This is a genomic window from Bacillus sp. SIMBA_008 (assembly GCF_046535495.1).
GTDB lineage: Bacteria > Bacillota > Bacilli > Bacillales > Bacillaceae > Bacillus > Bacillus subtilis.
In genome coordinates, this window is the sequence record NZ_JAWRWL010000319.1 from 1 (window position 1) to 279 (window position 279).

At 68.8% G+C, this 279-nt stretch carries 1 protein-coding gene; it reads left to right on the forward strand.

Annotation, left to right across the window (positions count from 1 at the left end):
• Positions 1 to 78 precede the first annotated feature (78 nt).
• Positions 79 to 279, forward strand: a 201-nt coding sequence (locus tag SB658_RS23385; protein WP_410602670.1) for a site-specific integrase, incomplete at its 3' end; no start/stop codon positions are given.

Sequence of the window (279 nt, forward strand, 5' to 3'; positions counted from 1 at the left end):
GGCGCAGCTGACGCCGACGGGAACCGAGCTTTTCACGGCCATCGCGGCGGCGCAGAGGCTGCGCGATCGGCACTGAGGATGCTGCTTCCTCGCGCTCTCGACCTCTACCTGCGACACGTCACGATCGAGCGCGGTCTGAGTGCGCACACCATCGCGGCCTACCGACGAGACCTGGACGGGTACCGGGAATGGCTGGAGGCCGACGGCATCGGCGACACCGCCGACATCACCCCGGCCGTGATCGGCCGCTTCATCACGGAGCGATCGTCGGCTGAGCCG